The organism is Ramlibacter cellulosilyticus (genome assembly GCF_014297465.1).
GTDB classification, from domain to species: domain Bacteria; phylum Pseudomonadota; class Gammaproteobacteria; order Burkholderiales; family Burkholderiaceae_C; genus Ramlibacter; species Ramlibacter cellulosilyticus.
The window spans coordinates 462,436-487,861 of record NZ_JACORT010000002.1; the positions used below are offsets into that span (position 1 = coordinate 462,436).

Genomic DNA, 25,426 nt, shown 5'->3' on the forward strand with positions numbered 1-25,426 from the left:
CGCGTCAGCGCACCCCAGCGTCGGTGCGGGAGAGCAGCATGGCATCGCCGTAGCTGAAGAAGCGGTAGCGCGCCTCGATGGCGTGGCGGTACAGGTCCATCACGTGCTCGTAGCCGGCGAAGGCGCTCACGAGCATCATCAGCGTGGACTTGGGCAGGTGGAAGTTGGTGAGCAGCAGGTCCACCTCGCGGAAGCGGTAGCCCGGCGTGATGAAGATGTCGGTGTCGCCGCTGGCCTGGCCGCTGCGCGCCCACGATTCCAGCGTGCGCACGGTGGTCGTGCCGACCGCCACCAGGCGGCCGCCGCGTGCACGCACCCGGGCGATCGCCTCCTGCGTCGCCTGCGGCACCTCGTACCACTCGCTGTGCATGCGGTGCTGGGCGATGTCTTCGGTCTTCACGGGCTGGAAGGTGCCGGCGCCGACGTGCAGCGTGACGCTGGCGCGTTCCACGCCGCGCGCCTGCAGCGCCGCGAGCACGCCTTCGTCGAAGTGCAGGGCCGCGGTGGGCGCGGCGACCGCGCCGGGGTTCTTCGCGAACACCGTCTGGTAGCGGCTCGCGTCCTCGGCGGTGTCGGCGTGCGTGATGTACGGCGGCAGCGGCACGTGGCCGTGGCGCTCCATCAGGGCGTAGGGATCGTCGCTGAAGGCGAAGCGGAACAGGGGGCAGTCCTCGTCGGGGTAGCGACCGAGGAGGACGGCGGTGAAGCCGCCGTCCATGCGCAGCTCCGTGCCCACCGGCGGCTTCTTGCTCACCTTCATGTGGGCGACGACCTCGCGGCCGGCGAGCACGCGCTCCACCAGCAGTTCGAGCTTGCCGCCCGTGGGCTTCTCGCCGAACAGGCGCGCCTTGACCACCTGCGTGTCGTTGAAGACCAGGAGGTCGCCGGGGGCGAGCAGGCCGGGGAGTTCGCGGAAGACCCGGTCGACGGGCGCGGGCCCGGTGCCATCCAGCAGCCGCGAGCCGCTACGTTCGGCGGCGGGGTGCTGGGCGATCAGTTCGGGGGGGAGGGCGAAGTCGAAATCGCCCAGGGAGAAATGGCGCATCGCATGAGGGCCGGACGGACCCGTTCCAAGGAAGGGCAGAATTGTCCCATGGCCGAGACCAAGGCATTGTCGGAACCCCAGAAAGCCCTGCTGAAGCTCGGTCTCGCCCGCGACATCGACCTCGCCCTGCACATCCCCCTGCGCTACGAGGACGAGACCCGCATCGTGCAGCTGCGCGACGCGCGCGAAGGCGACACCGTGCAGATCGAGGCCACGGTCACCGAGAGCCAGGTGCAGTACCGGCCGCGCCGCCAGCTGGTGGTGACGGTGGACGACGGCAGCGACACCTGCACGCTGCGCTTCTTCAGCTTCTACCCGTCGCAGCAGAAGGCGCTCGCGCCCGGCGCGCGCCTGCGCATCCGGGGCGAGCTCAAGGGCGGCTTCCTCGGCCTGCAGATGGTGCACCCGACGTACAAGGCGGCCGGCGGCGAGCTGCCGGATGCGCTCACGCCGGTGTATTCCACCGTCGCGGGGCTGCCGCAGCCCTGGCTGCGCAAGGCGGTGGCCAGCGGCCTCGCCCGAGCGGACCTCACGGAAACGATCCCCGCCGACGCGCCGCCGGTCCCCGGCAACGCCACGCGGTGGAGCCTGCGCCAGGCCTTGCAGTTCCTGCACCATCCCACCCCGGAGACGCCGCTCGCCGCGCTGGAGGACCGCACGCACCCGGCCTGGCTGCGCCTGAAGGCGGAGGAGCTCGTCGCGCAGCAGCTGTCGCAGGTGGAGAGCCGGCGCGAGCACGACGCGCTGCAGGCCCCCGCGCTGCATCCGAAACCCGGAGGGCTGCACGAGCAGCTGCTCGCGGCGCTGCCGTTCCAGCTCACGGGCGCGCAGCGGCGCGTGAGCGAGGAGATCGCGCGGAACATGGCGCGCGGCCGGCCCATGCACCGCCTGCTGCAGGGCGACGTCGGGTCGGGCAAGACCATCGTCGCGGCGCTGGCGGCGGCGATCGCGATCGACGCGGGCTGGCAATGCGCATTGATGGCGCCGACGGAAATCCTCGCGGAGCAGCACTTCCGCAAGCTGATCGGCTGGCTGGAGCCCTTGCTCGCCCCGCGCGGCCAGCGCGTCGCGTGGCTCACCGGCAGCCAGCGGAAGAAGGAGCGCGGCGAGATGCTGCAACTGGTGGCGAGCGGCGAGGCGGCGCTGGTGGTGGGCACGCATGCCGTGATCCAGGAGCAGGTGCAGTTCAAGGCGCTCGCGCTGGCCGTCATCGACGAACAGCACCGGTTCGGCGTGGCGCAGCGGCTCGCCTTGCGCGGCAAGATGAAGGAAAGCGGTGGCGAACCGCATCTCTTGATGATGTCGGCGACGCCCATCCCCCGCACGCTCGCGATGAGCTACTACGCGGACCTCGACGTCTCCACCATCGACGAACTCCCGCCCGGCCGCACGCCCGTGGTCACCAAGCTGATCTCCGACAGCCGGCGCGACGAGGTGGTCGAGCGCATCCGCGGCCAGCTCGCGGAGGGCCGGCAGGTGTACTGGGTCTGTCCGCTGATCGAGGAAAGCGAGACGCTGGACCTCACGAACGCCACCGAGACGCACGCGGAACTGAGCGCCGCCCTGCCCGGCGTGCTGGTCGGCCTGCTGCATTCGCGCATGCCGGTGCCGGAGAAGAAGGCCGTGATGTCGCTCTTCACCGGCGGGCAGATGGGCGTGCTGGTCTCCACCACCGTGATCGAGGTCGGCGTGGACGTGCCCAATGCGTCGCTGATGGTCATCGAGCACGCGGAGCGCTTCGGCCTCTCGCAGCTGCACCAGCTGCGCGGCCGCGTGGGCCGCGGGGCGGCCGCTTCGGCCTGCGTGCTGCTCTACTCCGCCGGCGACAGCGGCCGCGTGGGCGACACGGCGAAGGCCCGCCTGAAGGCGATGGCAGAGACGAGCGACGGCTTCGAGATCGCCCGCCGCGACCTGGAGATCCGCGGGCCGGGCGAGTTCCTGGGCGCGCGCCAGTCCGGTGCGCCCCTGCTGCGCTTTGCCGACCTCACGACCGACACCGCCTTGCTGGAATGGGCGCGCGAGGTCGCACCGCTCATGCTGGACCGGCATCCGACCCTCGCGGCGCAACACGTGACCCGGTGGTTGGGTGGAAAATCGGAATACCTGAAGGCGTAGAAGAACCAGTGACCCGGGGACAGGCCTTCAGCTCTGTCCCCTCAAATATGACGCTGACCGAACTCAAATACATCGTCGCCGTCGCGCGCGAGAAGCACTTCGGCCGCGCCGCGGAGGCCTGCTTCGTGTCGCAGCCGACGCTGTCGGTCGCGATCAAGAAGCTCGAGGATGAGCTGGAAGTCAAGCTGTTCGAACGGAGCGCCAACGAGGTTTCGGTTACGCCCCTCGGCGAGGAGATCGTCCGGCAGGCACAGAGCGTGCTGGAGCAGGCCGCGGCGATCAAGGAGATCGCCAAGCGCGGCAAGGACCCGCTGGCCGGCCCGCTGCGCCTGGGCGTCATCTACACGATCGGCCCCTACCTGCTGCCCGACCTGGTCCGCCAGGCGATCGCCCGCACGCCGCAGATGCCGCTGATGCTGCAGGAGAACTTCACGGTGAAACTGCTGGAGATGCTGCGCACCGGCGAGATCGACTGCGCCATCATGGCCGAGCCTTTCCCCGACACCGGGCTGGCGATCGCGCCGCTCTACGACGAGCCCTTCCTGGCCGCGGTGCCCAGCAACCATCCGCTGGCCGAGCGCAAGACGATCACCGCCGAGGAACTGAAGCAGGAGACCATGCTGCTCCTCGGCACCGGCCACTGCTTTCGCGACCACGTGCTGGAGGTGTGCCCGGAGTTCGCGCGCTTCTCCAGCGACGCCGAAGGCATCCGCAAGAGCTTCGAAGGCTCCTCGCTGGAGACCATCAAGCACATGGTGGCCGCGGGCATGGGCGTGACGCTCGTGCCGCGGCTGTCCGTCCCGAAGGAGGCCTTCGCCGCCAAGCCCAAGCGGCGCAGCGACGACCAGGCCTTCGTCCGCTACATCCCCTTCGAGGGCGACCCGCCGAGCCGCCGCGTGGTGCTGGCCTGGCGGCGCAGCTTCACGCGCTACGAGGCGATCGCCGCCCTGCGCAATGCCATCTACGCCTGCGAGCTGCCGGGCGTGAAGAGACTTTCATGAGAGAAGCAAGCACCACACCGATCGAGAAACCCTACCAGCCCGGGATCTTCGAAGGCATCCCGCCCGTTGCCCGCTACGTCTGGTTCCAGCTCGCCGACAAGTCGGTCGACGAGGCCGCGATCAAGGAAGCGCTCACGCGCGTCACGCCGCTGGTGAACGGCAGCGATGTCGTGATCGGCCTGGGCCCTTCGCTCGTGAAGGCACTGGGCGCCGACATCCCCAACCTGCACGAGTACCCCGACTTCTCGCGCGGCGAGCTCAAGGTGCCGGTGACGCCGGGTACGCTGTGGTGCTGGCTGCGCGGCTCCGACCTCGGCGACCTGCTGCACGTCACGCGCAAGGTGCAGAAGGCGCTGGCGCCGGCCTTTACCGTGCGGCACGTGGTGGACGGCTTCCGCCATTCCTGGAAGGAAGGCGGGCACGGCCACGACCTCACCGGCTTCGAGGACGGCACCGAGAACCCGGTGGGCGAAGCGGCGGAAGAGGCCGCCTTCGCGCACGGGCTCGGCGAAGGCATCGACGGCTCCAGCTACGTCGCCGTGCAGCAGTGGGTGCACGACCTCGACGCGTTCGAGGCGCTGGGGGACGAGGCGCGCGACCACCACATCGGCCGGCGCCTGTCGGACAACGAGGAGATCGAGGACGCGCCCGAGACCGCGCACGTCAAGCGCACGGCGCAGGAAAGCTTCGATCCCGAGGCTTTCGTGCTGCGCCGCTCGATGCCCTGGATGGCGAGCATGAAGGCGGGGCTGATGTTCGTGGCCTTCGGCAAGTCGCACCAGGCCTTCGAGCAGCAGATGCGGCGCATGGCGGGCCATGACGACGGCATCGTCGATGCGATGTTCAAGATCTCCAGCCCCGTGACCGGTGCCTACTTCTGGTGCCCGCCCATGCGCGAAGGCCGGCTGGACCTGCGCCGCCTCGGGCTGGGCGTGTCCTGACGGTGGACGGCAAGCTGCGGCTCTACCTCGACCTCATTCGCTGGGACCGCCCGGCGGGCTGGCTGCTGCTGCTGTGGCCGTCGCTCGCGGCGCTGTGGATCGCGGCCGGCGGCTTCCCCGGCTGGCATCTCGTCGTGGTGTTCACGCTGGGCACGATCCTGATGCGCAGCGCCGGCTGCTGCGTCAACGACGTGGCCGACCGCGAGTTCGACCGGCACGTGAAGCGCACCGCGCAGCGGCCGGTGACGACCGGAGCGGTGTCGGTGCGCGAGGCGCTCGTGCTCGGCGCGGTGCTCGCGCTGGCGGCGTTCGCACTGGTGCTCACGACCAACGCTGCCACCATCGCCTGGTCCTTCGCCGCGCTGGCGATCTCCATCGCCTACCCGTACGCCAAGCGCTACGTGTCCATGCCGCAGGCCGTGCTGGGCGTGGCCTTCAGCTTCGGCATCCCGATGGCGTTCGCGGCCGTGCGCGGCGAGGTGCCGCTGCTCGCCTGGGTGCTGCTCCTCGGCAACCTGTTCTGGGTGCTCGCCTACGACACCGAGTACGCGATGGTGGACCGCGACGACGACCTGCGCATCGGCATCAAGACGTCCGCCATCACGCTGGGCCGCGCCGACGTCGCCGTCATCATGGCCTGCTACGTGGCCACCCTGTTCGTCTGGGCGGTGGTGATGGTGGGCCGCATCCCCGCCGCCGTCGTCCTGCTCACGCTGGCCGCCGCCGGCGCGCAGGCGGCCTGGCACTACACGCTGATCCGCGGCCGCAGCCGTGAAGGATGCTTCCGTGCCTTCCGCCTGAACCACTGGTTCGGCTTCGCCGTGTTCGCGGGGACGGTGGCGGGCTACGCGCTCGCCTGAAGCGGCGGGCCGCGGAACTCGTTGGCGCAGGGGTCGCTGGCGTGGAAGGCCAGCACGTTCATGCCGGCCTGCAGGAACTTCCCGTAGCCGGCGTCCCGCAGGATGGCCAGCAGCCCCGCCTTGTCCGACTTGATGAATTCGGCCAGGACCACCGGCTTGCACCGCTCGAGGGTGGCGCGGGCCCCGCGGAGGACCTCGATCTCCATCCCTTCGACGTCGAGCTTCAGCAGGTCGAGCCGCTCCAGCGCGAGCGAGTCCACGCTGACCATGGGCGTGCGCACCAGGTCCTCGTGGTCGTACGAGACCTGCTGGCCGATGTACTCCGTCTTGCCGAGGCGGCGCAGTTCCAGGCTGCCGAAGCTGCCCGGGCGCAGGTAGTCCGGCTCGGGGATGTCGATGGAGCCTTCGCCTCCGCCCAGCGCGCACCAGCGGGCCGAGGCGTTCCAGCAGTTGTTGAGGGCGATGTTGCCGGCGAGGGCGTAGAACACGTACTCCTGCGCCTCGAACGACAGGACGCGGCCCCAGCCGAACATGTGCCGTGCCCACTCGATGGTGTGGACGCCGATGTTGGCGCCCCCGTCGAGCGCGACCAGGCCGTCGCCGAAGTGCCGCCTGCGCACGTCGAGGATTTCCAGCACGCCGGCCACTTCGTCCGGATCGAAGGCGCTCTGGTCGAGCAATTCGAAGCCGACGCCGAACGACTTTCCGCCGCCGCCCGAATGGTCGTTGCGGTTGACGATCATGCTGCCGTGGTTGGTCGCGGCGAGCACGTAGGCGATGGGGCGGGGTGGGAAGGCCATCCCGCCATCGTAGATCAGCGCCCGAACTCGTCCCCGAGTTCGTCGGCCCGGCGCGCCGCGGCGTGCAGCGCGCGGATGAAGGCCGCCTTCACGCTGTCGCTTTCCAGCGACGTGAGGGCTGCGTACGTGGTGCCGCCCTTGGAGGTCACGCGCTCGCGCAGCACGTGCAGCGGGTCCGGCGACGCACGCGCCAGCTCCGACGCGCCGGCGAACGTCGCGATGGCGAGGCGGCGCGCCTGTTCGGGCGCGAGCCCCATCTCGGCACCCGCCTGCGTCATGGCTTCCAGGAAATAGAACACGTAGGCGGGGCCGGAGCCGGAAAGCGCCGTCACCGCGTCCAGGTGCTTCTCCTGCTCGACCCAGAGCGATTCGCCCGTGGTGGCGATCACCTGCTCGACGCGCTGGCGGTCCGCCTCGGTGGCGGCGGAGCGCGCGTACAAGGCGGTCATGCCCTTTCCGACGAGCGCCGGCGTGTTGGGCATGGAGCGCACGATGCGCTCGGTGCCCAGCCAGCGCGCGATGCTGTCGGAGCGGATGCCCGCGGCGACGCTGAGGTGCAGCGCCTGCTGCACGTGCGGCCGGGCCTGCGCCGCCGCCTCCTTGAAGGTCTGCGGCTTGACGGCCCACACGACGAGGTCCGCGTCCGCCAGCGCGGGGCCGGCCTGGTCCTGCGCATCGACGCCGAACTGCTGCTTCAGCCGCGTGCGCGCTTCGGCGAAAGGCTCCACCACCGCCACCTGCGCGGGCGGCAGGCCCTGGCGGACGAGGCCGCCGATGATGGCGCTGGCCATGTTGCCGCCGCCGATGAAGGCGATGCGTGCGTCGGTGTCGTTCATGTCGGCTCCAGGTAATCGAAGGCGGCGAACTGGGTGACCTGCCGCGAGCTGAAATTGTCGTCGCTCACGACCACCAGGCTGCGGTGTCCGTTGCGCAGGCGCGGTCCCCAGCACATGCCCTCGGTGTTGTCCAGGCGGGACAGGCCCAGGGTGGCGAAGTCCGCGACCAGGCGCTTGGCGGCGGGGCGGTAGTCGCCTTCGCGCAGGCGCTCCTGCGCCAGGGTGTCGCTGGCCGCGGAAGTGTCGATCTCGTAGAGGCGCAGCGACGTGCCGAAGCCGAACACGAAGGCGCGCTCGAGCACCAGCATCCGCTGCGCGTCCACCATCAGGATCTCGGCCACGCCGTTGTCCACGGGCGCGCCCGGGATCGTGGGCGCGCGCGGCACCGCGTCGGGCAGGTATGCCACCTGGCGCACGGCGCGCCCGCTCGCCACGTCGTAGGCCGTGAAGCGGCACGGGCCGCCCGGGCGGCCGACGCCCGGCTCGGGGCCGTCCTGCTGCAGGGCGTTCTCCATCGACACCCACGCGGTGCGTGCGTCCGGCGTCAGCGCAACGCCCTCGAAGGTCAGGTTGTTGCGCGACCCGCTGCCGGGACGTTGCGCGAAGCGGAACATCGGCGGCACGGCGAAATTGCGGACGTAGGTGCCGTCCAGGCGCGACTCGCGCACGGTCGGCGGCTGGTCCGCGCGGAAGTCGCCCTCGCTGGTCCAGAGCACGCCGCGTGCACCGGGCAGCAGGCGCATGCCTTCCGGGTCGACGACTTCGCCGCGCGTGTCGCGGCGCGGGAAGGGCTTGCCGTCCGCCTGTCGCAGCGTGACCACGTCGGCCACTTCGACGGCGAGGCCGCCGTCTCGCACGTCCACGCGCAGGGTGTAGAAGCGCGCCGGCTGCAACTCGGAGCGGTCGTCGCTGAGCGCGACCCACGTTCCGGTGGCGGGATCGTGGTCGATGGCGGAGAGCCCGCCGACGGTCGTGCCCTCGAACGCGAGGCCGTGCGGCAACGTGGTTTCGCCGAGCAGCCGCAGCTGCGAAGCGCCAGCCGCGGAAGGCGTCGATGGCGCGCGCGTCGCGCAGCCGACGGCCGCGAGCGCCAGGGCGGAAGCAGCGCCGCGCAGGAACACGCGGCGACCGGGAGAAGCATGCGGAAACACCATGGGAGCGGCAGTCTAGTCCCTCGCACCCCACGGTTGGGTTACGCTGCGCCCCCATGGACTACGTTTTGGCTCTCGACCAGGGCACGACCAGTTCGCGGGCCATCGCCTTCGACCGCGAAGGCCGCGTGGCGGCGATCGCGCAGCGCGAGTTCCGGCAGATCTTCCCGCAGCCGGGGTGGGTGGAGCACGATCCGCGCGAGATCTGGGCCACGCAGCACGCGGTGGCGCTCGACGTCATCGCGCAGGTGGGCGGGGCGGCGCGCATCGCCTGCGTGGGCATCACGAACCAGCGCGAGACGGCGGTGCTGTGGGACCGCGCCACCGGCCAGCCCGTGGCGAACGCCATCGTCTGGCAGGACCGGCGCACCGCCGGCCGCTGCGACGAGCTGCGCGCGCGCGGACTTGCCCGCGTCGTGCAGCAGCGGACAGGCCTGGTGATCGATGCCTACTTCTCCGGGACCAAGCTCGAATGGCTCCTGGACCACGTGCCCGGCGCCCGCGCGCGCGCCGAAGCGGGCGAGCTGGCGTTCGGCACGGTCGACAGCTGGCTGGTGTGGAACCTCACCGGCGGCCGCGTGCATGCGACGGATGCGAGCAATGCCTCGCGCACGATGCTCTTCAACCTGCGCACGGGCGCCTGGGACGCGGACATGCTCAAGCTGCTGCGCATTCCGGCCGCCGTGCTGCCGCGCGTGGAGGCGTCGAGCGGCGAGATCGCGGAGACGGAGCCTTCGCTGCTCGGCGCGGCGCTGCCCATCACCGGCATCGCGGGCGACCAGCAGGCCGCCACCTTCGGCCAGGCGTGCTGGTCTCCGGGCATGGCCAAGAACACGTACGGCACCGGCTGCTTCATGCTGATGAACACCGGCGCGCAGCGCGTGCCGAGCCGCAACCGCCTGCTCACCACCGTGGGCTGGCGCGGCCCGCAGGGGCAGACCAACCTGGCGTATTGCCTGGAAGGCAGCGTGTTCGTCGCGGGCGCGACAGTGCAATGGCTGCGCGACGGGCTGCAGATCATCCAGTCGGCCGCGGAGGTGGAGTCGCTGGCGGCGCAGGTGGACGACACGGACGACGTCTACCTCGTTCCCGCCTTCGTGGGCCTCGGCACGCCCGACTGGGACGCACGGGCCCGCGGAACGCTCGTGGGCATGACGCGCGGCACCGGTCGCGCGCACATCGCGCGGGCGGCGCTGGAGGCCATAGCGCTGCAAAGTGCCGACGTTTTCGCCGCGATGGCGCGCGATTCGCAGATTGCGTTGCGCGAACTGCGCGTGGACGGGGGCGCTTCGCGCAACAATCTGCTCATGCAGATGCAGGCGGATTTCCTGGGCGTGCCGGTGGTGCGCCCCCAAGTGACGGAGACGACGGCCCTGGGAGCGGCCTATCTCGCGGGATTGGCGACAGGCTTCTGGCGCGACGCCGACGAGATCGCGCTCCAGTGGCAGGCGGACCGGCGTTTCGAGCCGCGCCTGGGCGAAGGCGAGCGGCAGGCCAAGCTCGCGCGCTGGCGCGAAGCGGTCGAATGCGCGAAGGGCTGGGCCCGCCCTTGACCGACGCATCCCCGACCGGCGCCGCCCCGACGCGGCGCGAAGAGCTGTTGGCGCGCCTCGCGCAAGGCGGCACCTGGGACCTGGCCGTGGTGGGCGGTGGCGCCACCGGGCTCGGCGTGGCCCTGGATGCCGCGGCGCGCGGGTTGCGCGTTGTGCTGCTGGAATCGCACGACTTCGCCAAGGGCACGTCCTCGCGCGCCACGAAGCTGGTGCACGGCGGCGTGCGCTACCTGGCGCAGGGCGACATCGCCCTGGTGCGCGAGGCGCTGCGCGAACGCACCACCCTCCTGAAGAATGCGCCCCACCTGGCGCAGCCCCTGCCGTTCGTGATGCCCTCGTACCGGCACTGGGAGACGCCGTTCTACGGGATCGGGCTCAAGATGTACGACGCGCTGGCCGGCGCGGCGGGGCTGGGCGCCACCGAATTCCTGAGCCGCCGCGAGACGCTCGCGTGCCTGCCGACCGCAAGGCCCGACGGCCTCAAGGGCGGCGTCAAGTACTGGGACGGCCAGTTCGACGACGCCCGGCTGGCGCTGGCGCTCGCCCGGACCGCGGCGCTGCGCGGGGCGCTGCTGGTCAACTACTGCCCCGTCACGCGCCTGGTGCACCGGGACGGCAAGGTCACGGGGCTCGTCTGCAAGGATGCCGAGAGCGGGCGCGAGTTCGACGTGCGGGCGACCTGCATCGTGAATGCGACGGGCGTCTGGGTCGACGAGTTGCGGCGCCAGGATGCGGAAGCGACCGGGCGCGAGGTGCGGCCCATGGTGGCGCCGAGCCAGGGGGTGCACGCCGTGGTGGACCGCGAATTCCTGCCTGGCCAGCATGCGCTGATGGTTCCGAAGACCGCCGACGGCCGCGTGCTGTTCGGCGTGCCGTGGATGGGCAAGCTCATCCTGGGAACGACGGACACGCCCCGGGGCGACCTGCCGCGCGAGCCGCGGCCGTTTCGCGAGGAACTGGCGTTCATCCTGTCCGAGGCCGGGCGCTACCTCGTGCGGGCGCCGCGCCCGGAAGACATCCGCAGCCTGTGGGTGGGCCTGCGGCCGCTCGTGAAGCCCGTCGGGGACGAAGGGGAGCCGACCAAATCGCTGAGCCGCGAGCACACCGTGCTGGTGGGGCGCAGCGGCCTGGTCACGGTCACGGGCGGGAAGTGGACGACGTACCGCGCGATGGCGGAAGACGTCCTGGAGAAATGCTTCGAGACGCGCCTGCTCCCGCGGCGTTCCGCGGGAGTGACTGCTGACTTGCCGCTGGTGGGCGCCCCGGCTTCCGGCCAGGTGGCAACGTCCATCGCCGCGGCCCCCGGCCTGCATCTGTATGGAACCGAAGCGGCCCAGGTCGCCTCCATCCCGGGCGGCGACCGCCACCTCGGGGGCGGCCTGACCGTGGCGATGGTGCGCTTCGCCGCCCGCCATGAATATGCGCGGACGGTGGAAGACGTGCTGGCGCGGCGCCTGCGGCTGCTGTTCACGGACGCCGCCCTGGCCGCCTCGCTGGCGGCCGAAGTCGGCGAGTTGTTGCGCGCGGAAACCGGCGTCGACCCCCAGGCGGCCGCCTTCCGCGAGCTGGCGGCGAGTTACCTGCGGATGCCCGCGTGAGTGGGGCGTCTGTAGGACCCGTTTGACAACCGTCCCCGATCTGCCATAATCGCGGGCTCGCCTTTTTGGGCGAGTGTGTATGCATCGTGCCGTCTCCCTGGGAGCCGGCGTCGCCCATTCGGAACTTGCGGGCCTGCGGGCCCAACGGGGACGGCGGGCCCAAGACTGCCCCGATGTCCTGCCGGATCGTCCTGCAGGGTGCGTTCGGGTCAAGTTGGGAATAAATGAAATGATCCAGACTGAATCTCGGCTCGAAGTCGCCGACAACACCGGCGCGAAGTCCGTTCTTTGCATCAAGGTGCTGGGCGGCTCCAAGCGTCGCTACGCGAGCGTGGGCGACATCATCAAGGTGAGCATCAAGGAAGCTGCTCCGCGCGGCCGCGTCAAGAAGGGCGAGGTCTACAGCGCAGTGGTCGTCCGCACCGCCAAGGGCATCCGCCGCGGCGACGGCTCCCTCATCAAGTTCGACGGCAATGCCGCCGTGCTGCTCAACAACAAGCTGGAGCCCATCGGCACCCGCATCTTCGGCCCGGTCACGCGCGAACTGCGTACCGAGAAGTTCATGAAGATCGTGTCCCTGGCTCCCGAAGTCCTCTAAGGAAGCGCCATGAACAAGATCCGCAAGGGTGACGAAGTCATCGTCCTGGCCGGCAAGGACAAGGGCAAGCGCGGCAAGGTGTCGCTGCGCAAGGACGACCAGTACGTCGTCGTCGAGGGCATCAACCTCGTCAAGAAGCACACGAAGCCGAACCCCATGAAGGGCACCACCGGCGGGATCGTGGAGAAGGCCATGCCGATCCACCAGTCCAACGTGGCGATCTACAACGGCGCGACCGGCAAGGCCGATCGCGTGGGCATCAAGGTCGATGGCGACAAGCGCACCCGCGTCTTCAAGTCGTCCGGCGAAGAAATCAAGGTGGCCTGACCATGAGCGCTCGTCTCCAAGAACACTACAAGACCAAGGTCGCTCCCGAGCTGACCGCCAAGTTCGGCTACAAGTCGCCGATGCAGGTGCCCCGCATCACCAAGATCACGCTGAACATGGGCGTGAGCGAGGCGGTCGCCGACAAGAAGGTCATGGAAAACGCCGTGGGCGACCTGACCAAGATCGCCGGCCAGAAGCCCGTGGTGACCAAGGCCAAGAAGGCCATCGCCGGCTTCAAGATCCGCGAAGGCCAGGCCATCGGCACGATGGTCACGCTGCGCGGCGCCCGCATGTACGAATTCCTGGACCGCTTCATCACCGTGGCCCTGCCGCGCGTGCGTGACTTCCGTGGTGTCAGCGGCCGTGCCTTCGATGGCCGCGGCAACTACAACATCGGCGTCAAGGAACAGATCATCTTCCCGGAAATCGAGTACGACAAGGTCGACGCCCTGCGCGGCCTGAACATCTCGATCACCACGACGGCCAAGACCGACGAGGAAGCCAAGGCGCTGCTCGCGGGCTTCCGCTTCCCCTTCAAGAACTGAGGTATCCACGTGGCCAAGACTGCCCTGATCCAGCGCGAGCTGAAGCGCGACAAGCTGGTTGCCCAGTACGCGAAGAAGTACGAAGAGCTGAAGTCCATCGCGAACGACGCGAAGAAGAGCGACGACGAGCGCATGGCCGCCCGCCTGGCGCTGCAGAAGCTTCCCCGCAATGCCAACCCGACCCGCCAGCGCAACCGCTGCGAACTGACCGGCCGTGCCCGCGGCACCTTCCGCCAGTTCGGCATCGTGCGCCACAAGATCCGCGAGATGGCCTTCTCTGGCGACATCCCCGGCATCACCAAGGCCAGCTGGTAAGCCGGGCGAGGAGAGACAGATATGAGCATGAGTGATCCCATCTCCGACCTGCTGACGCGCATCCGCAACGCGCAGATGGTCTCCAAGGCGACGGTGTCGGTGCCCTCTTCCAAGGTGAAGGTGGCCATCGCCCAGGTGCTGAAGGACGAGGGTTACATCGACGGTTTCCAGGTGAAGACCGAAGGCAACAAGAGCGAGCTCGAGATTGCCCTCAAGTACTACGCCGGCCGTCCGGTGATCGAACGCATCGAGCGCGTGAGCCGTCCCGGCCTGCGCGTCTACAAGGGCCGCAACGACATCCCCCAGGTCATGAACGGCCTGGGCGTGGCGATCGTCACCACGCCGAAGGGCGTGATGACCGACCGCAAGGCGCGCGCCAACGGCGTGGGCGGCGAAGTGCTGTGCTACGTCGCCTAAGGGAAGGATAGGAACATGTCCCGAGTCGGAAAGTCGCCGGTCGCCGTCCCCCAGGGCGTCGACGTGGCCATCAAGGAAGACCAGATCAGCGTCAAGGGCAAGGGCGGCAACCTGTCGCTGTCCCAGAACCGCCTGGTCAAGGTGAGCAACGAGAACGGCAAGCTGACGTTCACCCCCGTGGACGAGTCGCGTGAAGCGAACGCCATGAGCGGCACGATGCGCCAGCTGGTGAACAACATGGTGCAGGGCGTGACCGCCGGCTTCGAGAAGAAGCTGACGCTGGTCGGCGTGGGCTTCCGCGCCGCCGCCCAGGGCAACAAACTGAACCTGGCCATCGGTTTCTCGCACCCCGTGAACATCGAGATGCCCGAGGGCATCACGGTCGCCACCCCCGCCCCGACGGAAATCATCGTCAAGGGCGCGGACCGCCAGCGCGTGGGCCAGATCGCCGCGGAAATCCGCGCGGTCCGCCCGCCCGAGCCCTACAAGGGCAAGGGCATCCGCTACGCGGACGAGAAGGTCGTGATCAAAGAGACCAAGAAGAAGTAAGGAACCACACCATGACTTTGACCAAGAAGGAACAGCGTCTGCGCCGCGCGCGCCAGACCCGCATCCGCATTGCGACGCAAGGTGTGGCCCGCCTGACGGTGAACCGCACCAACCTGCACATCTACGCGCAGCTGATCTCCGACGACGGCTCGAAGGTGCTGGCCTCCGCCTCCACCGCCGAAGCCGACGTCCGCAAGGAGCTCGGCGCCTCCGGCAAGGGCGCGACGGTTGCCGCTGCGGCCTCCGTGGGCAAGCGCATCGCCGAGAAGGCGAAGGCCGCCGGCGTCGAGAAGGTCGCGTTCGATCGCGCCGGCTTCGCCTACCACGGCCGCGTCAAGGCGCTGGCCGATGCCGCCCGCGAAGCGGGCCTGCAGTTCTAACGGACACGGATAAGCAAATGGCAAAGATTCAAGCTAACCGCCAGGGTGACGGTCCGGAAGACGGCCTGCGCGAGAAGATGATCGCGGTGAACCGCGTGACCAAGGTGGTGAAGGGCGGCCGTATCCTCGGCTTCGCCGCACTGACCGTGGTCGGCGACGGCGACGGCCGCGTCGGCATGGGCAAGGGCAAGTCCAAGGAAGTGCCCCTGGCCGTGCAGAAGGCGATGGAAGAAGCCCGCCGCAACATGATGAAGGTGTCGCTGAAGAACGGCACGCTGCACCACCAGGTGCACGGCCACCACGGTGCCGCCCGCGTCATGATGGCGCCGGCGCCCAAGGGTACCGGCATCATCGCCGGCGGCCCGATGCGCGCCGTGTTCGAAGTGATGGGCATCACCGACGTCGTGGCCAAGAGCCACGGCACGTCCAACCCGTACAACATGGTCCGCGCGACGCTGGATGCGCTGAAGAACTCCACCACGGCGTCGGAAGTGGCTGCCAAGCGCGGCAAGTCGGTCGAAGACATCTTCGCCGCCTAAGGAGCTAGCAGATGGCTAACGAACAGAAGAAGACCGTGAAGGTGCAGCTCGTGCGCTCCCCGATCGGTACCAAGGAATCGCACCGCGCGACGGTGCGCGGCCTGGGCCTGCGCAAGCTGAACTCCGTCAGCGAGCTCGAGGACACGCCGGCCGTGCGCGGCATGATCAACAAGATCGACTACCTGGTGAAGGTGCTGTAATGGAACTGAACACCATCAAGCCCGCAGAGGGCAGCAAGAAGGCGCGTCGCCGCGTCGGCCGCGGCATCGGCTCCGGCCTGGGCAAGACCGCAGGCCGCGGCCACAAGGGCCAGAAGTCCCGCGCGGGCGGCTACCACAAGGTCGGCTTCGAAGGCGGCCAGATGCCGCTGCAGCGCCGCCTGCCCAAGCGCGGCTTCAAGTCGCACAACCTGCAGTTCAACGGCGAGATCACGCTGGCGCAGCTGGAGAAGCTGGGCGCGGCCGAAGTCGACCTGCTGTCGCTGAAGGCCGCCAAGCTGGTGCCCCAGATCGTGAAGAGCGTGAAGGTCATCAAGTCCGGCGAACTGAAGCGCTCGGTCAAGCTGACCGGCATCGGTGCGACCGCGGGTGCCAAGGCTGCCATCGAGGCGGCCGGCGGTTCCCTGAACTAAGACGAGGCGCAAGCACTTGGCAACCGCAGCCCAGATCGCGAAGACCGGCAAGTTCGGCGACCTGCGTCGCCGGCTGGTGTTCCTGCTGCTCGCCCTGGTGGTCTACCGCATCGGCGCGCACATCCCCGTGCCCGGCATCAACCCGGACCAGCTCGCGCAGCTGTTCAAGGGCCAGCAGGGCGGCATCCTGAGCCTGTTCAACATGTTCTCGGGCGGGGCGCTGTCGCGCTTCACGGTGTTCGCGTTGGGGATCATGCCGTACATCTCGGCCTCCATCATCATGCAGCTGCTCACCTACGTCCTCCCGACGTTCGAGCAGCTGAAGAAGGAGGGCGAGGCCGGCCGGCGCAAGATCACCCAGTACACCCGCTACGGCACGCTGGGCCTGGCGCTGTTCCAGTCGCTCGGCATCGCCATGGCGCTGGAAGGCTCCGCCGGCCTGGTGCTGAACCCGGGCTTCGGCTTCCGCATGACCGCGGTGGTGAGCCTGACGGCCGGCACCATGTTCCTGATGTGGCTGGGCGAGCAGATCACCGAACGCGGTCTCGGCAACGGGATCTCGATCCTGATCTTCGCCGGCATCGCCGCGGGCCTGCCCAACGCGATCGGCGGGCTGCTGGAACTGGTGCGCACGGGCTCGATGGGCCCGCTGGTGGCGATCTTCATCGTCGCGACCGTGGTCCTGGTGACCTACTTCGTGGTGTTCGTGGAGCGTGGCCAGCGCAAGATCCTGGTCAACTACGCGCGCCGCCAGGTCGGGAACAAGGTCTACGGCGGCCAGAGCTCGCACCTGCCGCTGAAGCTGAACATGGCCGGCGTGATCCCCCCGATCTTCGCCAGCTCGATCATCCTGCTGCCCGCGACCGTGGTGAGCTGGTTCTCCACCGGCGATTCCATGCGCTGGCTGAAGGACATTGCGGCCACGCTCAGCCCCGGACAGCCGATCTATGTCATGCTTTACGCTGCAGCGATCGTGTTCTTCTGCTTCTTCTACACGGCCCTGGTGTTCAACAGCCGGGAGACCGCGGACAACCTGAAGAAGAGCGGCGCGTTCGTCCCGGGCATCCGCCCGGGCGAGCAGACGGCGAAGTACATCGACAAGATCCTGGCTCGCCTGACGCTGGCCGGCGCGATCTACATCACCTTCGTGTGCCTGCTGCCCGAGTTCCTGATCCTGAAGTACAACGTGCCGTTCTACTTCGGCGGGACCTCGCTGCTGATCATCGTGGTGGTCACGATGGACTTCATGGCGCAGGTGCAGAACTACCTGATGAGCCAGCAGTACGAGAGTCTGCTCAAGAAGGCGAACTTCAAGACCTCGCTCGGTGGCTGATCGTGTCGAAAGACGATGTCATCCAGATGCAGGGGGAGGTGGTCGAAAACCTCCCGAATGCAACCTTCCGGGTGAAGTTGGAAAACGGGCACATCGTGCTCGGACATATTTCGGGAAAGATGCGGATGCACTACATCCGCATCCTGCCGGGTGACAAGGTCACCGTGGAATTGACGCCCTACGACTTGTCGCGGGCACGGATCGTGTTCCGCGCGAAGTAGCGGAGAGGAATTAGGAGAAAAGCAATGAGAGTTTCGGCTTCCGTCAAGAAGATCTGCCGCAACTGCAAGATCATCCGCCGCAAGGGTGTCGTGCGCGTGATCTGCACGGACCCGCGCCACAAGCAGCGCCAGGGCTGATTTCGGATTTAGAGGAAAAGACATGGCACGTATCGCCGGTATCAACATTCCGCCGCACCAGCACGCCGAGATCGGCCTGACCGCGATCTTCGGCATCGGCCGCACGCGCGCCCGCAAGATCTGCGAAGCGACGGGCATCCCCTACTCCAAGAAGGTGAAGGACCTCTCCGACGCCGACCTGGAAAAGATCCGCGACCAGATCGCCCAGTTCACGATCGAAGGCGACCTGCGCCGCGAGACCACGATGAACATCAAGCGACTGATGGACATCGGCTGCTACCGCGGTTTCCGCCATCGCCGCGGCCTGCCCATGCGCGGCCAGCGCACCCGCACCAACGCCCGCACCCGCAAGGGTCCGCGCAAGGCTGCGCAGGCGCTCAAGAAATAAACCGGAAGAGAGTTAAGACATGGCCAAGGCTCCTGCCAACAACGCCGCGCAGCGCGTGCGCAAGAAGGTCCGCAAGAACGTGAGCGACGGCGTCGCCCACGTGCACGCTTCCTTCAACAACACGATCATCACGATCACCGACCGCCAGGGCAACGCGCTGTCCTGGGCCTCCTCCGGTGGCCAGGGCTTCAAGGGCTCGCGCAAGTCCACGCCGTTCGCCGCGCAGGTCGCGAGCGAAGTGGCCGGCCGCGCCGCCATGGAGCAGGGCATCAAGAACCTGGACGTCGAGATCCGTGGCCCCGGCCCGGGCCGCGAGTCCTCCGTCCGTGCGCTGGCCGCGCTGGGCATCCGCATCACGTCGATCTCCGACGTGACGCCGGTCCCGCACAACGGCTGCCGCCCGCAGAAGCGCCGTCGCATCTAAGTCGGCAAGTAAGCCCACCGCCGGTGGTGCACCGCACCGCCGGCTCCTGCGCCAGTAGGGCGCAGTAGTCATTTAAGGAAAGCAAAAGTGGCACGTTATCTCGGCCCCAAGGCCAAACTCTCCCGCCGTGAAGGCACCGACCTGTTCCTGAAGAGCGCCCGCCGCGCCATCAGCGACAAGGCCAAGTTCGACTCCAAGCCCGGCCAGCACGGCCGCACTTCCGGCCAGCGCACGTCCGACTTCGGCCTGCAGCTGCGCGAGAAGCAGAAGGTCAAGCGCATGTACGGCGTGCTGGAGAAGCAGTTCCGCCGCTACTTCGAGGAAGCGTCCCGCCGCAAGGGCAATTCCGGCGCGAACCTGCTGTTCCTGCTGGAGTCCCGCCTGGACAACGTCGTCTACCGCATGGGCTTCGGCTCCACGCGCGCGGAAGCCCGCCAGCTGGTCTCCCACAAGGCGATCACGGTCAACGGCCAGGCCATCAACATCCCGTCGTACCAGGTCAAGGCCGGCGACGTGGTCGCGGTGCGCGAGAAGTCCAAGAAGCAGAACCGCGTCGTCGAGGCCCTGCAGCTGGCCACGCAAGTGGGCATCCCGGCCTGGATCGAAGTGAACGTCGACAAGGCGGAAGGCACCTTCAAGAAGGTCCCGGACCGCGACGAATTCGGCGCCGACATCAACGAATCGCTGATCGTCGAACTGTATTCGCGTTAATCGAGTTCCCTGGCGCCGGGCACGGCGCCAGGGCCCCAGCCTTACCGGTGTAACGAGCCGGGGGTATTGAGAGGAAGTCCTGCATGCAAACCAACCTGCTGAAACCCAAGTCCATCAACGTGGAACAGCTTGGCACGAACCGCGCCAAGGTGACCCTGGAGCCTTTCGAGCGCGGCTACGGCCACACGCTCGGCAACGCGCTGCGCCGGGTCCTGCTCTCGTCGATGGTCGGGTATGCGGCGACCGAGGTGACCATCGCCGGCGTCCTGCACGAGTACTCGTCGATCGACGGGGTGCAGGAAGACGTGGTGGGCATCCTGCTGAACCTCAAGGGCGTGGTGTTCAAGCTCCACAACCGCGACGAGGTGACGCTCTCCCTGCGCAAGGACGGCGAAGGCGTCGTCACGGCCGCCGACATCCAGACCCCGCATGACGTCGAGATCATCAATCCCGACCACGTGATCGCCACGCTGTCGCAAGGCGGCAAGATCGACATGCAGATCAAGGTGGAGAAGGGCCGCGGCTACGTGCCGGGCAACGTGCGCCGCTACGGCGACGAGCCCACCAAGTCCATCGGCCGCATCGTGCTGGATGCATCGTTCTCCCCGGTCAAGCGCGTGAGCTACACCGTCGAGAGCGCCCGCGTGGAGCAGCGCACCGACCTGGACAAGCTGGTGATGGAGATCGAGACCAACGGCGCGATCACCGCCGAGGACGCCGTGCGCGCCTCCGCGAAGATCCTCGTCGAACAGCTCGCCGTCTTCGCCCAGCTGGAAGGCTCGGAACTCGCCGCGTTCGACGCGCCGGTGCAGCGCAGCTCGCAGCAGTTCGACCCGATCCTGCTGCGCCCGGTCGACGAGCTCGAGCTCACGGTTCGCTCCGCGAACTGCCTGAAGGCCGAGAACATCTACTACATCGGTGACCTGATCCAGCGCACCGAGAACGAGCTGCTGAAGACCCCCAACCTGGGTCGCAAGTCGCTCAACGAGATCAAGGAAGTCCTGGCTTCCCGCGGTCTCACGCTGGGCATGAAGTTGGAATCCTGGCCGCCCGCCGGCCTGGACAAGCGTTAATCAATCGATGGTGACCCCGCAGTACCTGACACGGCTGCGGGCTGCATAAGGAAAGGAACACACCATGCGTCACGGACACGGCCTTCGCAAACTGAACCGCACCAGCGAGCACCGCCTCGCCATGCTGCGCAACATGATGAATTCGCTGATCGAGCACGAGGTCATCAAGACCACCGTGCCGAAGGCGAAGGAACTGCGCCGCGTGATCGAGCCGATGCTGACGCTCGGCAAGGAACCCACGCTGTCGAACAAGCGCCTGGCCTTCGACCGCCTGCGCAACCGCGACAACGTGAGCAAGCTGTTCAACGAACTCGGCCCGCGTTACCAGACGCGCCCGGGCGGCTACACCCGCATCCTGAAGATGGGTTTCCGCGTCGGCGACAACGCGCCGATGGCCCTCGTGGAACTGGTGGATCGTCCCGAGCCGACCGAAGCCGCCGGAACGCAAGGCGCCGCAGAATAAGCTACAATAGCAATCTCTGACGCGCGGTGGAGCAGCCTGGTAGCTCGTTGGGCTCATAACCCAAAGGTCGCAAGTTCAAATCTTGCCCGCGCAACCAAATTGAAAGCCCGCTGGTTCTCCAGCGGGCTTTTTTCTTTGGCGCGGCGCCATGAATCGGGCCGCCGTCCGGAATTCCCCTCGTCTCGTTCATCCTGCGCGCACCTACGATGCGCGGGCACGCCCGACCGTGCGCCCGCAAGATGACGGACCTCCTCCAGCTCGTGTTCTCCGGCATGGCCACGGGGAGCATCTACGCCCTGGCCGCCCTAGGCTTCACGCTCCTGTGGCAGGCCTCGGGCACGGTGAACTTCGCCCAGGGCGAGTTCGTCATGCTGCCGGCCTTCGCGATGCTGGTGTTCGCGAAGCTCGGCCTGCCGCTGCTCGCGGCGTTCGCCGTCACCTGCGTGCTGGCCGTCGTCGTCCTCGGCTGGGGCTTCAAGCGCGGGATCGCGGACCCGCTGCTGAAGTTCGGCCTGATGCCGATCGTGGTCGCCACCATCGGCCTCGCGATCGCGATCCGCAACGGCATGCGCGCGGGCTACAGCGCGGAGGCGCATCCCTTCCCGAGCCTCTTCGCCGACAGGCTGTTCCAGTTCGCGGGCGTCACCGTGTCGCTCGCCGACGTGGGCACGCTGGTCCTCGCCCTCGCGCTCGTGCTGGGGACGCAGGCCTTCCTCGCGCGCACGATCACCGGCCGCGCGATGCAGGCGGTGGCGCAGAACACCGAGAGCGCCACGGTGCTGGGCATCGACGTCCCCCGCATGGTCTTCTACACGTTCGCGATCAACGCGGTGCTCGCCTGCGCCGCGGCCTTGCTCGTCACGCCGACCTACCTGGCCAAGTTCGACATGGGCGAGTCCCTGGGTACCAAGGCCTTCTTCGCCGCGATCATCGGCGGCTTCAACAACAGCCGCGGCGCGCTGCTCGGCGGGCTGATCGTGGGCGTCTGCGAGAACCTCGCGGCGGCCTACATCTCGCCCGCGTACAAGGACGCGGTGGCGCTCGTGATCTTCATGGCCGTGATCCTCTTCAAGCCGCAAGGCCTGCTGGGCAAGAAGGTGGAACGCAAGGTATGAGCCGCATCTCCCTGGCGATCGGCGCGCTGGTGATGCTCGTGCTGCTGGCCGTGCCGCCCTTCCTCAAGAACTACGGCATCTACCTGTTCTCCTACTGGCTGGTGTTCGTGATCGCCACCATGGGCCTGAACCTCACGATCGGCTACGCGGGCCAGAAGTCGCTGGGGCACGCCGCCTTCTTCGGCCTGGGGGCGTACACGGTCGCCATCCTCATGAAGGCGGGGTTCAGCTTCTGGCTCGGCCTGCCGATGGCGATGCTGGGATGCTTCGCGATCGGGCTGGCGATCGGCTTTCCCGCGCTCCGCGTGCAGACGCTGTACCTCGCGTTCGCGACCCTCGGCTTCAACACGGCCGTGTGGCTGGTCCTGCGCAACGAGGAGTGGCTCACCGGCGGCACCTTCGGCATCAACGGCATCGCGCGCCCGGGCTTCCTGGGCCTGTCCCTCGACAAGCCGCTGGCCTTCTACTACTTCGTCCTGGCCGTCGCGTGCCTGCTGGCCCTGGTGCTCTGGAAGCTGCTGGCGTCGCCCTGGGGCAAGGCGTTCACCGCGCTGCGCGACAACCCGATCCGCGCAGAGAGCCTCGGCGTCGACACTCGCGCGTACACGCTGCTCGCCTTCGCCATCGGCGCGGTGTACGCGGGCGTCGCGGGCGCACTGTTCGCGCCCCTGGTGGAATTCATCGAACCAGCACCTTTCGGCGTGGGCACGTCCATCATGATGTACCTGATGGTGGTCGTGGGCGGCGCCGGCTACTTCTTCGGCCCGCTGCTCGGCGCCGCGGTGGGCGTGCTGCTGCCGGAGTGGCTGCGCTTCGCGCAGGCCTGGTACCTGTTCTTCTTCGGCCTCGCCGTCGTGGCGCTGATGCTGTGGCTGCCGGACGGACTCCTCGGCATCCCCGAGCGACTGCGCCGGCGCCGGCATGCGCGGGACGCCAACGCGCAGCGCAACGCCGCTGCCGTGCGGGCGGAGGAGCCGGCATGAGCCCGCTGCTCCAGGTCACGGGCATCTCCAAGTCCTACGGCGCGATCCAGGCCGTCGACGGCGTGAGCTTCGAGGTGATGCCGGGCGAGATCTTCGGCGTGATCGGCCCCAACGGGTCCGGCAAGACCACCATGTTCAACAGCGTGCTGGGCCAGATCGCGCCGGAGCAGGGCCGCATCGCCCTGAAGGGCCGGGACATCACCGGCCTCTCGCCCGTGGAACTGAACCGCCGCGGCGTGGGCCGCACCTTCCAGACGCTGCAGGTGTTCGGGAAGATGAGCGTGCGCGACAACCTGCTGGTCGCCGCGCAGGAGCATCGCGGCACCCTCTTGTCCCGGATGTTCGCGCCCGGCGATTCCGGGCTGGGCGCCAAGGCCGACGCGCTGATCGCCCAGTTCCGCATCGGCGACGTCGCGCATCGCAAGGCCGGCGAACTGAGCTACGGGCAGCAGAAGCTGGTCGACATCGCGATGGCCTTCATGAGCGACCCCGACCTCGTGCTGCTGGACGAACCCTGCGCCGGCGTGAACCCCGCGCTGGTGGGCGGCATCTCCACGCTGCTGAAGGAGCTCAATCGCACGCGGCGCGCGAGCTTCGTCGTGATCGAGCACAACATGGACTTCGTGATGGACCTGTGCCACCGCATCCTCGTGATGGTGGAAGGCCGCGTGATGGCGCTGGGCACCCCCGGCGAGATCCGGGCGAACAAGCAGGTGCTGGACGCCTACCTGGGCAACTGAGCATGGACGCCGCCATCACCTTCGAGGGCGTGACCGCCGGCTACGGCGAGCTCATGATCCTCGACCGCCTCGACCTGCGGGCCGCGCGCGGCAGGATCACCCTGCTGATCGGGCCGAACGGCGCCGGCAAGAGCACGGTGCTGAAGACGCTGTTCGGCTTGCTGAAGCTGCGCCAGGGTCGCATCCGCCTGTTCGGCGAAGACATCACCGGCGCGAAGCCGCGCGAGCTGCTCACGCAGCACGGCGTCGCCTTCGTTCCGCAGGGACGCAACCTCTTCGGCCAGCTCTCCGTGTACGAGAACCTGGAGTTGGGCGGCATCACGCTGGGCACGCAGGAGACGCGGGCGCGCATCCCGGAGGTGCTCGCGCTGTTCCCCCGCGTGCGGGAGCGCCTGCACAGCGCCGCCTCCTCCCTCTCGGGGGGAGAACAGAAGCAGCTGGAGGTCGGACGCGCGCTGCTGCTGCGGCCGAAGGTGCTGCTGATCGACGAGCCCTCCATCGGCCTGTCGCCCCTGGTGGTGCAGGACGTGTTCCGGCTGCTGCGCCGCCTCGCCGACGAGCAGGGCGTCACCGTCCTGATGGTGGAGCAGAACGTGAAGAGCGCGCTGAAGATGGCCGACGACGCCATCGCGCTGGAGGCGGGACGCCTCGTGCTGCACAAGCCGGCCCCGCAGCTGCTCGCCGACCCCGACATCGAACGCCTCTTCCTGGGCGGCGGCCACGTCCCCGCCAGCCTGGCCACGCCATGAACCAAGGAGCTGCCATGCGCATCACCGGGACCACCCGGGTCTTCTACATCCTCGGCGATCCCGTCGCGCAAGTGCGCGCGCCGGAGGTCTACAACCGGCTCTTCGAGGAGCATGGCATCGACGCGGTGGTCGTGCCGCTGAAGCTGCCCGCCCGCGCGCTGCAGGGCTTCCTTCAGCACGGCATGGCGGCGGAGAACATCGGCGGCTTCTGGGCGACCATCCCGCACAAGCCGGCGCTGGCGCAGTACCTGAATCCCGCCGACCCGGTCGCGCGGGTCGCGGGCGCCGTGAACGCGGTGCGCCGGCTGCCGGACGGCAAGCTCGAGGCCGCCCTCTTCGACGGCATCGGTTTCGTGAAAGGCCTGGACCACTTCGGGATCGCGGTCGACGGCAAGCGCGTGCTGGTCGTGGGTGCAGGCGGCGGCGGGCAGGCCGTCGCGGCGGCCATCGCCCAGCGCCGCCCTGCCGTCCTGGCCATCCACAACCGCACGCGGGAACGCGGGCAGGCCCTCGTGGACCGCCTGCGGCCCATCGGCCCCGCGGCGCTCGCCGACGGCAACGACCCGGCCGGCTACGACCTCGTCGTCAACTGCACCTCGCAAGGGCTGAAGCCCGACGACGCGCTGCCTTTCGACCCGCAGCGGGTGGACGCCGGCGCCGCCGTCGTCGACATCATCATGAGCCGCGAGCCCACGCCGCTGCTGCGCGCTTGCCGCGCGCGGGGCCTGCGCGCCGAAGCCGGCTTCGAGATGCTCGTGCAGCAGGTGCCCGAGTACCTGCGTTTCTTCGGCTACGACGCGCTCGCGGAAAAACTGCAGACCGACCTCGGCCCCGTGCGTGCCGTGCTGGTTCCCAGGACCTGATTCCCGCCCACCAACAGGAGACAA

33 protein-coding genes and 1 tRNA gene are annotated in these 25,426 nt (G+C 68.5%); 30 read left to right on the top strand and 4 right to left on the bottom strand.

Going from position 1 to position 25,426, the window contains the following annotated elements; translation table 11 throughout:
• Positions 1–4: 4 nt before the first annotated feature.
• Entirely contained in the window at positions 5–1,045 is a 1,041-nt protein-coding gene (queA, locus tag H8N03_RS08010) for a tRNA preQ1(34) S-adenosylmethionine ribosyltransferase-isomerase QueA (RefSeq protein WP_187075628.1), read from the bottom strand.
• A 48-nt stretch (positions 1,046–1,093) separates the two neighbouring features.
• On the opposite strand from queA, the gene recG reads away from it, so the two are divergent.
• The 4 genes from recG to ubiA are packed head-to-tail and all read left to right on the top strand — an operon-like array spanning position 1,094 to position 5,962.
• Positions 1,094–3,160, top strand: a complete 2,067-nt coding sequence (gene recG, locus H8N03_RS08015; RefSeq protein ID WP_435531658.1) for an ATP-dependent DNA helicase RecG — start codon at positions 1,094–1,096, stop codon at positions 3,158–3,160.
• Positions 3,161–3,207: 47 nt separating this feature from the next.
• Positions 3,208–4,161, top strand: a complete 954-nt coding sequence (locus H8N03_RS08020) for a LysR substrate-binding domain-containing protein (protein WP_187075630.1) — start codon at positions 3,208–3,210, stop codon at positions 4,159–4,161.
• The gene (locus H8N03_RS08025) at positions 4,158–5,102 is read left to right on the top strand and encodes a Dyp-type peroxidase (protein WP_187075631.1); all 945 of its coding nucleotides are present in this window, start codon (positions 4,158–4,160) and stop codon (positions 5,100–5,102) included. Before H8N03_RS08020 ends, H8N03_RS08025 begins: the two co-directional genes overlap by 4 nt.
• Positions 5,103–5,104: 2 nt before the next feature.
• The gene (ubiA, locus tag H8N03_RS08030; RefSeq protein ID WP_187075632.1) at positions 5,105–5,962 is read left to right on the top strand and encodes a 4-hydroxybenzoate octaprenyltransferase; all 858 of its coding nucleotides are present in this window, start codon (positions 5,105–5,107) and stop codon (positions 5,960–5,962) included.
• On the opposite strand, the gene H8N03_RS08035 is transcribed toward ubiA, so the two are convergent.
• Genes H8N03_RS08035 through H8N03_RS08045 form a run of 3 tightly spaced genes read right to left on the bottom strand, consistent with a single transcriptional unit; the run spans position 5,947 to position 8,752 of the window.
• Positions 5,947–6,762 carry an FkbM family methyltransferase gene (locus tag H8N03_RS08035; RefSeq protein ID WP_187075633.1) on the bottom strand — a complete coding sequence of 272 codons (816 nt, stop codon included), beginning with the start codon at positions 6,760–6,762 and terminating at the stop codon, positions 5,947–5,949. The genes ubiA and H8N03_RS08035 overlap by 16 nt on opposite strands.
• Before the next feature lie 14 nt (positions 6,763–6,776).
• Entirely contained in the window at positions 6,777–7,598 is an 822-nt protein-coding gene (proC, locus tag H8N03_RS08040) for a pyrroline-5-carboxylate reductase (RefSeq protein WP_187075634.1), read from the bottom strand.
• Positions 7,595–8,752, bottom strand: a complete 1,158-nt coding sequence (locus H8N03_RS08045) for an esterase-like activity of phytase family protein (protein WP_187075635.1) — start codon at positions 8,750–8,752, stop codon at positions 7,595–7,597. Before H8N03_RS08045 ends, proC begins: the two co-directional genes overlap by 4 nt.
• Before the next feature lie 53 nt (positions 8,753–8,805).
• Here H8N03_RS08045 and glpK point away from each other — a divergent pair, with 53 nt between their 5' ends.
• From glpK to H8N03_RS08175, 26 genes are all read left to right on the top strand, one after another.
• Positions 8,806–10,302 (top strand): glycerol kinase GlpK, encoded by a 1,497-nt coding sequence (glpK, locus tag H8N03_RS08050; RefSeq protein ID WP_187075636.1) that lies wholly within the window; start codon positions 8,806–8,808, stop codon positions 10,300–10,302.
• Positions 10,275–11,900: a glycerol-3-phosphate dehydrogenase/oxidase gene (locus H8N03_RS08055; protein ID WP_187075637.1), complete on the top strand. Its 1,626-nt coding sequence runs from the start codon at positions 10,275–10,277 to the stop codon at positions 11,898–11,900. The genes glpK and H8N03_RS08055 overlap by 28 nt, the downstream gene beginning before the upstream one ends.
• Positions 11,901–12,129: 229 nt before the next feature.
• Positions 12,130–12,498, top strand: coding sequence for a 50S ribosomal protein L14 (gene rplN, locus H8N03_RS08060; protein WP_187075638.1), 369 nt, complete (start codon positions 12,130–12,132; stop codon positions 12,496–12,498).
• Between the two features lie 9 nt (positions 12,499–12,507).
• A complete protein-coding gene (gene rplX / locus H8N03_RS08065) occupies positions 12,508–12,825 on the top strand; it encodes a 50S ribosomal protein L24 (protein WP_187075639.1) in 318 nt (105 codons plus the stop codon).
• 2 nt (positions 12,826–12,827) lie between these two features.
• Entirely contained in the window at positions 12,828–13,370 is a 543-nt protein-coding gene (gene rplE, locus H8N03_RS08070) for a 50S ribosomal protein L5 (RefSeq protein WP_187075640.1), read from the top strand.
• A gap of 9 nt (positions 13,371–13,379) precedes the next feature.
• Complete coding sequence (rpsN, locus tag H8N03_RS08075) at positions 13,380–13,685, top strand: 30S ribosomal protein S14 (protein WP_187075641.1); 306 nt, start codon at positions 13,380–13,382, stop codon at positions 13,683–13,685.
• A 21-nt stretch (positions 13,686–13,706) separates the two neighbouring features.
• On the top strand, positions 13,707–14,102 hold the full coding sequence (rpsH, locus tag H8N03_RS08080) for a 30S ribosomal protein S8 (protein ID WP_187075642.1): 396 nt from the start codon (positions 13,707–13,709) through the stop codon (positions 14,100–14,102).
• A gap of 15 nt (positions 14,103–14,117) precedes the next feature.
• Positions 14,118–14,651 carry a 50S ribosomal protein L6 gene (gene rplF, locus H8N03_RS08085; RefSeq protein WP_187075643.1) on the top strand — a complete coding sequence of 178 codons (534 nt, stop codon included), beginning with the start codon at positions 14,118–14,120 and terminating at the stop codon, positions 14,649–14,651.
• A gap of 11 nt (positions 14,652–14,662) precedes the next feature.
• Positions 14,663–15,031 carry a 50S ribosomal protein L18 gene (gene rplR, locus H8N03_RS08090; RefSeq protein ID WP_187075644.1) on the top strand — a complete coding sequence of 123 codons (369 nt, stop codon included), beginning with the start codon at positions 14,663–14,665 and terminating at the stop codon, positions 15,029–15,031.
• A gap of 17 nt (positions 15,032–15,048) precedes the next feature.
• On the top strand, positions 15,049–15,570 hold the full coding sequence (gene rpsE / locus H8N03_RS08095; RefSeq protein ID WP_187075645.1) for a 30S ribosomal protein S5: 522 nt from the start codon (positions 15,049–15,051) through the stop codon (positions 15,568–15,570).
• Between the two features lie 11 nt (positions 15,571–15,581).
• Positions 15,582–15,770: a 50S ribosomal protein L30 gene (gene rpmD / locus H8N03_RS08100; protein WP_187075646.1), complete on the top strand. Its 189-nt coding sequence runs from the start codon at positions 15,582–15,584 to the stop codon at positions 15,768–15,770.
• Positions 15,770–16,201 carry a 50S ribosomal protein L15 gene (gene rplO, locus H8N03_RS08105; protein WP_187075647.1) on the top strand — a complete coding sequence of 144 codons (432 nt, stop codon included), beginning with the start codon at positions 15,770–15,772 and terminating at the stop codon, positions 16,199–16,201. Before rpmD ends, rplO begins: the two co-directional genes overlap by 1 nt.
• Positions 16,202–16,217: 16 nt before the next feature.
• A complete protein-coding gene (gene secY, locus H8N03_RS08110; protein WP_187075648.1) occupies positions 16,218–17,534 on the top strand; it encodes a preprotein translocase subunit SecY in 1,317 nt (438 codons plus the stop codon).
• 2 nt (positions 17,535–17,536) lie between these two features.
• Complete coding sequence (gene infA / locus H8N03_RS08115; RefSeq protein WP_077563621.1) at positions 17,537–17,755, top strand: translation initiation factor IF-1; 219 nt, start codon at positions 17,537–17,539, stop codon at positions 17,753–17,755.
• 24 nt (positions 17,756–17,779) lie between these two features.
• On the top strand, positions 17,780–17,893 hold the full coding sequence (rpmJ, locus tag H8N03_RS08120) for a 50S ribosomal protein L36 (RefSeq protein WP_011481465.1): 114 nt from the start codon (positions 17,780–17,782) through the stop codon (positions 17,891–17,893).
• Between the two features lie 22 nt (positions 17,894–17,915).
• Positions 17,916–18,281, top strand: coding sequence for a 30S ribosomal protein S13 (rpsM, locus tag H8N03_RS08125; protein ID WP_187075649.1), 366 nt, complete (start codon positions 17,916–17,918; stop codon positions 18,279–18,281).
• Positions 18,282–18,300: 19 nt separating this feature from the next.
• Positions 18,301–18,705 carry a 30S ribosomal protein S11 gene (rpsK, locus tag H8N03_RS08130; RefSeq protein ID WP_187075650.1) on the top strand — a complete coding sequence of 135 codons (405 nt, stop codon included), beginning with the start codon at positions 18,301–18,303 and terminating at the stop codon, positions 18,703–18,705.
• 87 nt (positions 18,706–18,792) lie between these two features.
• Positions 18,793–19,416: a 30S ribosomal protein S4 gene (rpsD, locus tag H8N03_RS08135; RefSeq protein WP_187075651.1), complete on the top strand. Its 624-nt coding sequence runs from the start codon at positions 18,793–18,795 to the stop codon at positions 19,414–19,416.
• An 83-nt stretch (positions 19,417–19,499) separates the two neighbouring features.
• A complete protein-coding gene (locus tag H8N03_RS08140; protein WP_187075652.1) occupies positions 19,500–20,489 on the top strand; it encodes a DNA-directed RNA polymerase subunit alpha in 990 nt (329 codons plus the stop codon).
• A 64-nt stretch (positions 20,490–20,553) separates the two neighbouring features.
• Positions 20,554–20,952, top strand: coding sequence for a 50S ribosomal protein L17 (gene rplQ / locus H8N03_RS08145; protein WP_187075653.1), 399 nt, complete (start codon positions 20,554–20,556; stop codon positions 20,950–20,952).
• Between the two features lie 20 nt (positions 20,953–20,972).
• Positions 20,973–21,049, top strand: a tRNA-Met gene (locus tag H8N03_RS08150).
• A gap of 142 nt (positions 21,050–21,191) precedes the next feature.
• Positions 21,192–22,067 carry a branched-chain amino acid ABC transporter permease gene (locus H8N03_RS08155; protein WP_187075654.1) on the top strand — a complete coding sequence of 292 codons (876 nt, stop codon included), beginning with the start codon at positions 21,192–21,194 and terminating at the stop codon, positions 22,065–22,067.
• Entirely contained in the window at positions 22,064–23,050 is a 987-nt protein-coding gene (locus H8N03_RS08160; protein WP_187075655.1) for a branched-chain amino acid ABC transporter permease, read from the top strand. The genes H8N03_RS08155 and H8N03_RS08160 overlap by 4 nt, the downstream gene beginning before the upstream one ends.
• Entirely contained in the window at positions 23,047–23,790 is a 744-nt protein-coding gene (locus tag H8N03_RS08165; RefSeq protein WP_187075656.1) for an ABC transporter ATP-binding protein, read from the top strand. The genes H8N03_RS08160 and H8N03_RS08165 overlap by 4 nt, the downstream gene beginning before the upstream one ends.
• A 2-nt stretch (positions 23,791–23,792) precedes the next feature.
• On the top strand, positions 23,793–24,539 hold the full coding sequence (locus H8N03_RS08170) for an ABC transporter ATP-binding protein (RefSeq protein WP_435531659.1): 747 nt from the start codon (positions 23,793–23,795) through the stop codon (positions 24,537–24,539).
• 14 nt (positions 24,540–24,553) lie between these two features.
• Positions 24,554–25,402: a shikimate dehydrogenase family protein gene (locus H8N03_RS08175; RefSeq protein WP_187075657.1), complete on the top strand. Its 849-nt coding sequence runs from the start codon at positions 24,554–24,556 to the stop codon at positions 25,400–25,402.
• Positions 25,403–25,426 lie beyond the last annotated feature (24 nt).